The 282-nt window shown below is 33.3% G+C and carries 1 pseudogene; it reads right to left on the bottom strand.

The annotated features are described in order from the left end of the window. Positions 1 to 282 (bottom strand): annotated as a pseudogene (locus FC36_RS09300) (RNA-guided endonuclease TnpB family protein); the annotation flags it as partial.

Below are 282 nucleotides of genomic sequence, written 5' to 3' on the forward strand. Positions count from 1 at the left end.
CCTTCTTTTCTAAGCTCTTGAATTGTAGTTTAGGATATTTAACACCATCAGAAGCAATCGCTAAATCATGTACACCCAAGTCGATACCTACTACTTTACCCGTTTTATTAAGTTCTTGGTTCTCAAACTCAACTTGCAAGCTCAAATAGTAGTTGCCATTTGGTGCATGTTCTACGGTATAACGTTTGATTTTACAATCATTTAATAAGTTAGTTTTACTTGTTTTAACAATCCCTAATTTTGGTATCTTCATATATCTAGCATTGGCAACTTTAATGGTTG

It is taken from the genome of Ligilactobacillus equi DSM 15833 = JCM 10991 (genome assembly GCF_001435735.1).
GTDB classification, from domain to species: Bacteria; Bacillota; Bacilli; order Lactobacillales; family Lactobacillaceae; genus Ligilactobacillus; species Ligilactobacillus equi.